The organism is Bacillota bacterium (genome assembly GCA_024655925.1).
Classification (GTDB): domain Bacteria; phylum Bacillota; class DTU025; order DTU025; family JANLFS01; genus JANLFS01.
The window spans coordinates 1-8,474 of the sequence record JANLFS010000109.1; the positions used below are offsets into that span (position 1 = coordinate 1).

The following is an 8,474-nucleotide window of genomic DNA, read 5'->3' on the forward strand; positions in this document are numbered from 1 at the left end:
GAAGAGAACCACGCTGGCGGCTGTCCTGTCAATACCGCAAGGATCTTCCCCCCGAATTTACACCACTACCTAGGACACTAACCGGAACAGGCTCAGAATCACTGCCAAGTTGGCAATCTGCGATTGGCTCTAGACACTATCATCAACTGGTTGGAATTCACATTGCAGAGAGAAGGATGATCCAATTGAGCTGACGTTCCGGTTCAGGCTGCGGCGGTGATCAAATCCTCACGCGTGTGCACCTGCGCCACAGACATCCTCGCCCCGTGGTGCAGGATTCTTGATCGCAGCCGAGAAACTCTATCCAGCAAACACGAGCGCCTTCCCCGGAAGAGAGGAGGCTTCCGCGGCTTGCACTCTCCTGGACTGAGGGATTTCACGTCCGGCAGCATTCCACGCCATCTGATCACTTTCGCCATCCCGATGCTTCTGGGCAACCTCATGCAGGCAGCCTACAACACCGTCGACAGCATCTGGGTAGGGCGAGTACTGGGGCCTCAGGCACTGGCGTCTGTCGCCGTTGGGCACCCCATAGTGTTCGCCATGATTGCACTCGTGACCGGGCTAGGAGTCGCCACGACAGCCCTCGTCTCGCAATACTATGGCGCCCGAGAGAACGATCTCGTTCGGGCTACCATCGCCAACTCCATCACACTCATGGCCGTCCTCGGAGTGGGCATATCCCTTGTGGGCTATGTCCTCCGATGGCCGTTGCTCCGTGTCCTGCGCGCGCCTGAAGACATCATCTACACGGCGGCGACCTATCTCGGCGTATACGCTGCTGGATTTCTCCCCACATTCCTGTACAACGTGGCCAGTGCGGTTCTCCGTGGTCTTGGGGACTCCCGAACACCTCTGCGGTTCCTCGCCTATGCAACAATCATGAACATCATACTTGACCCGATATTCATCTTCGGGCTCGGCCCACTCCCACGAATGGGCGTGGCCGGTGCAGCATGGGCCACCGTCATCTCCCAGAGCTTCGCGGCGGTGGCTGCCCTCATCTACCTCGTGAAGCCGTCACGTCTCATCGACGCCTCTTGGCACCTTCTGAGCCTTGATGCCCGCCTCACACGTGCGACGATCAGGATAGGCGTTCCCGCAGGGGCGCAACAGACCCTCGTCTCCCTCGGCATGATGGCAGTGATGTCACTGGTGAATCGGTTCGGGAGTGCCACCACGGCTGCGTTCGGCACAGGCAACCGGATCGACCAGTTCGCCTTCATGCCTTCCGTTTCCATTGGTCTTGCGGTGACCGCCCTGGTGGGCCAGAACCTCGGTGCGGGCAGGGATGATCGCGTGCCGCTGATAGTCCGATGGGGGCTCGCGCTGGCATGCTCGATCACGGGAGTGGTAGCCCTCGTCGCTCTGGCGTTTCCCCGGATCCTGGTGTCGCTGTTCACCACAGATGCGGAGGTCCTGTCGATCGGCAGCTCGTACCTGCGGCACCTGGGTGTAGCCTACGTGGGGTTCGCTGCCTACCACGTGTTAACCGGAGTAATGCGCGGGGCGGGTGATACAATGCCCACGTTCTTCATAACCCTCGCGGGCCTCTGGTTGGTGCGAATACCTCTCGCCGCGTACCTCTCATCCTCATCCGCCCTCGGAACGCGCGGAATCTGGATAGCTATGACCGTCGGCTATTTCGTGGCCCTTGGGCTTGGGTACACCTATTACCGAACCGGCCGGTGGAAGACGCGAACCATGATCCGCCGCTCGCAGATCCCTGATGGACCCGGCCCCGCAACAGGGGAAAGCGCCGCGGCGTCCGATTGACACTCTGCCGCACAGACGAGATAAAGCCACTCTCTCATTCCTGGCGCCTAGACTGTTGGTATGGATGCGTTCATGGGCTTGCCCGGAATCACACTACGGCCCAGTCGAGAGGTGAAACTCCATCCCAAGAAGGACGTACTCCTCATCAAACCCGCACTTGCGGTAGAATGCCTGAGCCAACGTGTTCGTCCGTTCCGTACCCACTTCAAGCTCATCCATTCCTCTTGCCAACGCGGCTTCTTTCGCCGCCGTCACAAGCAGTCCCCCGATGCCCAGACCACGCTTCTTGCTGCTGACCACCAGCTCATTTATGAGCGCGGTACCGCCTTTGTGAAACAAGGTCTTATAGAAGATCAGTGAGATGAAACCAACGACATCCCCGTCTGCAACAGCCACCAGGTTCAGGTAGACTTCGGGCAGAACGGACATCTCCCGAAACAGTAAGGCAAGGTCCTCCAACGCGAAGCTGGAAGTAGAACTGCTCACTTCAGCAAGGTCCTTTAGCAGACCTTCAACCGCGGGCAGGTCCTCTTCCTCCAGACGCCTCACCTCCGCCTTGGAACTGCTCACGTCCACCACGGCTCACCTCGCTCCTCTCCTCGGAGTCCGGTTCTACAGTCCCCGCGCCCGAATGTACTCCTGTACATCCACGTTGTAGGTCACTTCCTCAACGTTGAACACCGCCCAAGGGGTGCCCTCGTCAAACCAGGTCAATGCACCAACTGTCATCGTGGGGGTTCCTTTGAGATTACTCCACTCCAGCGCTTCACAGATCCAAAGGGTTTTCTGTTCATCGGCAGCATCTTTGTATCGCATGGCTTCCAGGAAGTGCACGAGACCCGTGGTGGGATCGAAGCGGACGATCAAGTGCTCTTCATCCTCATTGAATGGGACGATCAACACCGCAGTGTCCTCGTCTATCGGTTCCCAGCGCACGCGTGAGTCGGTGACAAAGATCGAGGGCAGCCATATCGATTCAGCCCACAAACCCAGATTGGCAGCCTGGTTCACTTTCGGCTCGTTTTCAACGACGTCGAACGGCAATTCCAGGCGGGTCTTGCCATCGAGATAGTGTTCGTTCACTGTCATCAACGGCAGCCCATAGACGGTCGCTTCCATGTAGTGCCGGTAACCATGCCCGGCGTCGTGGGTGAAGCGGAAACGCCCCGGGAAGGTGATAGGGCCCAGCCGGATCTTGGCCCTCCCAGTGATGACCGCGGACTTGACCACCGGCACGTTCTCACCATAGATCCTGCGATAGAAGCGCTCCACAGGCTTTGGCAAGCCGTCAGGCAGGGCAATCGTTTGCAGCTCTGGGGACTGCTGAGGGTAGCTCGGAAATGGAGCGGGCCGCACCTGCAACCCCAACCAGCCCAGCACGATGACTGCAGCAAGGGCACCGACAACGACGGCAACCGCTTTCACGAGTCCTGTCCTCCTTTCAGCGCAACCCTGCTAGATATCCCTCTCCATGTAGCGTTTTCCCCAAGGGCAGTCCGTCTCCTACACTCCGCAATCTGGTCTCATCTGTGGACCATTCTGAGATGGCACGCGCAGTAGTGTCCGGCGCCCAGGTCTATCAGATCAGGCTCCTCATGTCTGCAGATCTCTCGAGCGTGCCTGCACCTCGTGTGGAACCTGCATCCCGCAGGGGGATCGATCGGGCTCGGGACATCACCTTGCAGAAGTATTCTGTCGCGTTTGGCCCCGGGGTCAGGTATCGGTATGGCCGACAGCAATGCCTCGGTATATGGGTGCATCGGGTGAGAATAGAGCGTCTCTTTGGGCGCCAACTCCACGATCTTGCCAAGGTACATGACGGCCACCCTGTCGCTTATGTGCTTCACCACCGACAGATCATGAGCTATGAAGACATAGGTCAAGCCGAACTCGCGCTGAAGATCCTGAAGGAGGTTGATTACCTGTGCCTGTATGGATACGTCGAGGGCAGATACCGGCTCGTCGCATATGATGAGCTTGGGGTTGAGCGCCAGTGCCCGGGCCACGCCAATACGCTGCCGCTGGCCACCCGAGAACTCGTGTGGATACCGGCGGGCATGTGACCTATCCAGCCCGACAACTTCGAGCAGATCGGTCACCTTCTTCTCCCGTTCGGCGCCATACGCCAGGCCGTGTACGTGAAACGGCTCCCCGATTATCTCACCTACAGTCATACGCGGGTTCAGAGACGAAAACGGGTCCTGGAAGACAATCTGCATATGTCGCCTTATCTCGCGCATTTCGTGCCTGTTCAGTCCAAGCACGTCACGGCCCTCGAAGATGATCCGGCCTGAAGTTGGTTTCTCTAGCCCCAGCAGAAGCCTGCCTGTGGTCGACTTGCCACATCCACTCTCACCCACGAGCCCGAGAGTCTCACCTCGTTCGACGTCGAAGCTGATGCCGTCCACGGCGCGCACTGCTCCCACACTTCTCTGCACGATGATTCCGCGTACGATCGGGAAGTGTTTGACCAGATTCTCCACGTGGAGCAGTAAATCACCCACAGTGTTTCACCCCCGATGCAGGCCGGGCCAAATGACACCGCACTTCGTGCCCTGGCACAACCTCCACGAGTTCGGGTGCATCAGTGAGACAGCGCCCTTCCGCCATCGAGCACCTGGGACTGAACCTGCACCCTCTGGGCATTCCGAACGGACTCGGGACCACTCCTTCGATGACCTGAAGCCGGTCTCGGTTCTCGTTGAGCTTGGGGATGGACCCGAGCAGCCCCCGAGTGTACGGGTGCCCCGGCTTGTAGAAGATCGTGGCAACATCAGCAGTCTCGACGATCTGGCCTGCGTACATCACTGCCACTCTGTCCGCCATCTCTGCGATGACACCGAGATCGTGAGTGATCAGCATGATGGCGGTCCCGAATTCGCGTCTGAGCTGTCGCATCAAATCCAGTATCTGTGCTTGTATCGTCACGTCTAGTGCGGTCGTCGGCTCGTCAGCGATCAGAAGGTGCGGGCTGCACGACAGGGCCATGGCTATCATCACCCGCTGACGCATGCCCCCACTCATCTGATGCGGGTACTCGTCGATCCGCTTCTCAGGCGAGGGTATGCCCACTCTTCGCAGCATGTCGATGGCCTTCTTGCGCGCTTCCCGCCGGTTGGCGCGCTGGTGCAGGGTGATCGCCTCGACTATCTGGTCACCTACGGTGAACACTGGGTTGAGGCTCGTCATGGGCTCCTGAAAGATCATGGCTATGTCGTTGCCTCGGATTCTGCGCATCTCTGACTCGGGCTTGGCCAGAAGGTCCTCGCCGGCAAACAGGATCTCCCCTGATTCGATCCGTCCAGGGGGATTGGGTATCAAGCGCATGATCGAAAGAGACATCACACTCTTTCCGCACCCGCTCTCGCCAACAATACCGAGAGTCTCCCCTGCGTCCACTGTGAAACTCACGCCATCGACCGCTGTTATGGTTCCGTCCTCTGTACGAAAGCGGGTCTTGAGGTTCCTCACGATCAGCAGTGGTTCCGGCACCTTCGATAATCCTCCTCAGAGATTCTTCGCCTCCAGCACCGCAAGCAACGCGCCGTACTGAACCTGCACAAGGTCGCGGATAGGCACCACGGAGTATTGCAGGTTCTCTTCGATATCGGTTGCCCATCCATCTATCCGCCGAACAAGTTCTGCGCTTGCTTCTTCGACAACGGAATCCGGTGCCACCCCGATCTGCGCAGCGAAGGCACGCTGCAGCATACTGGCAATGAGCATGCGGTAGAAGGTACCGACATAAAGCGAATCAGCTTCCTGGGCCACCGTGGCCTTGGCATCCATGCCCTCTGCCTCCAGAGCCCATTTCTCCTGACTCGGAAGAGACCTCAAGCCTGAACCCACAAACGTGGCTACTGCTTCGAGAAACAGAGTCCCTTCCGTGACTCTGCCGGCCGTGGTCTTGAGCAACCAGTCCAGAGTCTCCAGGATCTCCTTCGCCTTCTGGACTCCCTCGAGTACTACCTCTCGCCGTGTCCTCTCAATGGGTGTGACATCTCCGATCTTGGGGGACATGAAGTACGGAACTTCGGTGACCAGAGAGAATGGCTTGCACACGGTATTGGCGTACTCGGTGCTGCCGGCTCCCGCCACGATGTAAGAGGCGGGATCCCCCTCCGCGTACATCTCGTAGTAGTCGTATGAGTCAGCGGTTGTCGAGGTCTGGTATACTGCAGGATACAGCTCTTTCACCCACGGGACCTCTGGTTCACCGAGGGACAGGGGGATGCCCCGTTCGACCGGGATTCTGTGTAGAATGTCATGCGCTCCTGGCAGGTCCTCTGAGACGTAGTAGTAGGCCCCACCGAAGCCAGCGTTGTGGAGGGAGTACATCACGTCAGGCCGGGCTATGTCGATTGCACGCATCAGAGCCTGAGTCTCCGGCTTGGGGGAGTCCCACACAAACGTCTTGTAGCGCATAGGGAAGGTCCACTCGACCTGGTCCTGCGGCTTGGGGCGGTAGAAGTTCTTCGCGTAGTTGCGGATGCTGAAAGGCCCCCGGAACCATCCCTCATTGAGTCTGGTCCCATCCGGATCCACGCATGGCAGTATGAACCACGTGCGGCCTTCGGCCAATGAGTCATCAGCGGCTATCTCATCGATGAGGAAATGAGCAAGCATGGCCCCGATGGGTTCGTTCGGATGCGGACATGCGAACACCAGGATCCTCGCCGGGCCGTGGCCGATCCTCACCATCGGTATGGGTTGGCCTTCAGTGGAGGTCCCAACGATCTCACATGTGACTGCGGAGGATCTCTCACGTGCGAGATCAAAGGCATGTTGGTACAGTTCCGCCGCCGTAAGAAAGTGCGTATACTCGGGGACCCGTTTGAGCCTATCATCTATTGTCATGAGCTCTCCTCCTGTCACACGGGACTAGTTCAGCTGTTTCGAAAGCCGCGGATCAAGCGCATCTCTCAGCGCATCCCCTACGAAATTGAAGCTCATCACCACGAGGAAGATACAGAGCCCGGGCCAGACGATCATGTTCGAATTCAACAGTATGAAGTCCTTCGCCTCGCTCACCATCGCCCCCCACTCTGGCGTAGGGGGTTGGACTCCGAAGCCGAGGAACCCGAGCGCGGCGGAGGACAGAATTGCGCCTGGAATACCCAGGGTCGCTGACACAATGACTGGAGTCAGAACATTCGGCAGAATGTGTCTGAACATGATCCTGGCATCGCCACACCCGAGCGCCCTGGCTGCCTGTACAAAGTCCTCAGACTTCAGCGAGAGAACCTGGGCGCGCACAAGCCGCGCGTACAATGGCCAGCTAACTAGGCCCAGCACCCACATGACATTGTAGATGGAAGGCCCGAGGATCGCCATCACTGCAATGACCAGGATGAGAAATGGGAAAGCGTAGAATATCTCTACCAACCGCATCACAAGGTGGTCCACCCACTTGCCGTAGTAGCCCGCCAGCAGGCCCAGACAGGTACCCAGAGTGCTGGCAATGGAGACCACCACGATGCCTGTCAACAGCGAGATCCTCGACCCGTAGATCAGTCTTGACAGAGTATCCCGGCCGAAGTTGTCGGTGCCAAGGTAATGGGCGGGCGAACCAGGCGACAAGAATGCGTTATCAAGATTCATGGTGTATGGATTGTGCGGTGCAACACTGGGAGCGAACACGGCGGCAAGTATGAACAACGAGAGGAGAACAAGCCCTATCACACCCAGTCTATGTCGGAAGAACACCCTGGCGATGTGTCCAAGCTCGGATCGAAGCGCGCTGCGTATATCCACACTCTTACTCATAGCGTATCCTCGGATCTATCAAAACGTAGAGCAGGTCGATGAGTAACGTCACCGCGACGAAGCTGACTGCAAACACGAGAACAGTGCCCTGAATTAAGGGGATATCCCTCTGCTTCACCGCGTTCACGGCTAGCATCCCCAAACCAGGCCACGAGAAAATGGTCTCGATGATTACCGCTCCACCCAGGAGCGACCCGAACTGCAATCCAAACGTAGTGACCACAGGCAGGAGCGCGTTTCGGAATGCATGCTTGTACAGGACTTTCCGTTCGTATACCCCCTTGGCCCGGGCAGTCCTCACGAAGTCCTGCGACAAAGCGTCCAGGACTGACGCGCGAGTGAGACGTGTGAGTATGGCCGCCATCCCGCTGCCCAAAGTCACAGACGGGAGGATGAGGTGACGCAAGAAGGGGCCAAGCCCATCTGCGACGCTGCGCATCCCCCGAATTGGCAACCACCTGAGCTTCAACCCGAACAGTATGATCAGCAGAAGTCCCAGGTAGAAGCTGGGGATTGACACCCCCACCATCGCAAGGGTCGTCGCTCCATAGTCGATGATACTCCTACGCTTTGCAGCCGCCAACACCCCTAGGGGTACTGCGATGATCACAGCTACAAGCGCTGAACTCAGTGAGAGAATCAAGGTATTCCCGAATCTCTCGCGAATCTGATCTGCCACAGGCCTCCTGTACACGATGGACCTTCCCATGTCTCCGTGCAACAGCTTCCACATGTAGTCCCCGTACTGCATATACCAGGGCTTATCGAGACCTAGCTCACGCCTGAGCCGCTCCACGTTTTCGGGGTTGGCGGTCTCAGAACCCAGCATCAGTTTGATGGCGTCGCCCGGGGCAAAGCTGACCATTGCGAAGACTACAAACGTTATGCCTATGAGGACGGGGATGGTAACCAGTATCCGACGGACGATGTAT

8 protein-coding genes are annotated in these 8,474 nt (G+C 58.1%); 1 reads left to right on the top strand and 7 read right to left on the bottom strand.

Translation table 11 applies throughout. The annotated features are described in order from the left end of the window. Positions 1–351 precede the first annotated feature (351 nt). Entirely contained in the window at positions 352–1,776 is a 1,425-nt protein-coding gene (locus NUW23_13490; protein ID MCR4427173.1) for an MATE family efflux transporter, read from the top strand. 93 nt (positions 1,777–1,869) lie between these two features. Here the strand turns inward: NUW23_13490 and NUW23_13495 are convergent, their stop codons facing one another. The 7 genes from NUW23_13495 to NUW23_13525 all read right to left on the bottom strand — a co-directional run. Continuing rightward, on the bottom strand, positions 1,870–2,352 hold the full coding sequence (locus NUW23_13495) for a GNAT family N-acetyltransferase (protein MCR4427174.1): 483 nt from the start codon (positions 2,350–2,352) through the stop codon (positions 1,870–1,872). Between the two features lie 36 nt (positions 2,353–2,388). Continuing rightward, positions 2,389–3,201, bottom strand: coding sequence for a hypothetical protein (locus NUW23_13500; GenBank protein MCR4427175.1), 813 nt, complete (start codon positions 3,199–3,201; stop codon positions 2,389–2,391). Between the two features lie 98 nt (positions 3,202–3,299). Then, entirely contained in the window at positions 3,300–4,280 is a 981-nt protein-coding gene (locus NUW23_13505) for a dipeptide ABC transporter ATP-binding protein (GenBank protein MCR4427176.1), read from the bottom strand. Further along, positions 4,273–5,268, bottom strand: a complete 996-nt coding sequence (locus NUW23_13510; protein MCR4427177.1) for an ABC transporter ATP-binding protein — start codon at positions 5,266–5,268, stop codon at positions 4,273–4,275. The genes NUW23_13505 and NUW23_13510 overlap by 8 nt, the downstream gene beginning before the upstream one ends. A 15-nt stretch (positions 5,269–5,283) precedes the next feature. Continuing rightward, positions 5,284–6,633 carry a M14 family zinc carboxypeptidase gene (locus NUW23_13515; protein MCR4427178.1) on the bottom strand — a complete coding sequence of 450 codons (1,350 nt, stop codon included), beginning with the start codon at positions 6,631–6,633 and terminating at the stop codon, positions 5,284–5,286. A gap of 24 nt (positions 6,634–6,657) precedes the next feature. Next, on the bottom strand, positions 6,658–7,542 hold the full coding sequence (locus NUW23_13520) for an ABC transporter permease (GenBank protein MCR4427179.1): 885 nt from the start codon (positions 7,540–7,542) through the stop codon (positions 6,658–6,660). Next, on the bottom strand, positions 7,535–8,474 hold a 940-nt coding region (locus NUW23_13525; protein ID MCR4427180.1), incomplete at its 5' end, for an ABC transporter permease. The genes NUW23_13520 and NUW23_13525, both read right to left, overlap by 8 nt.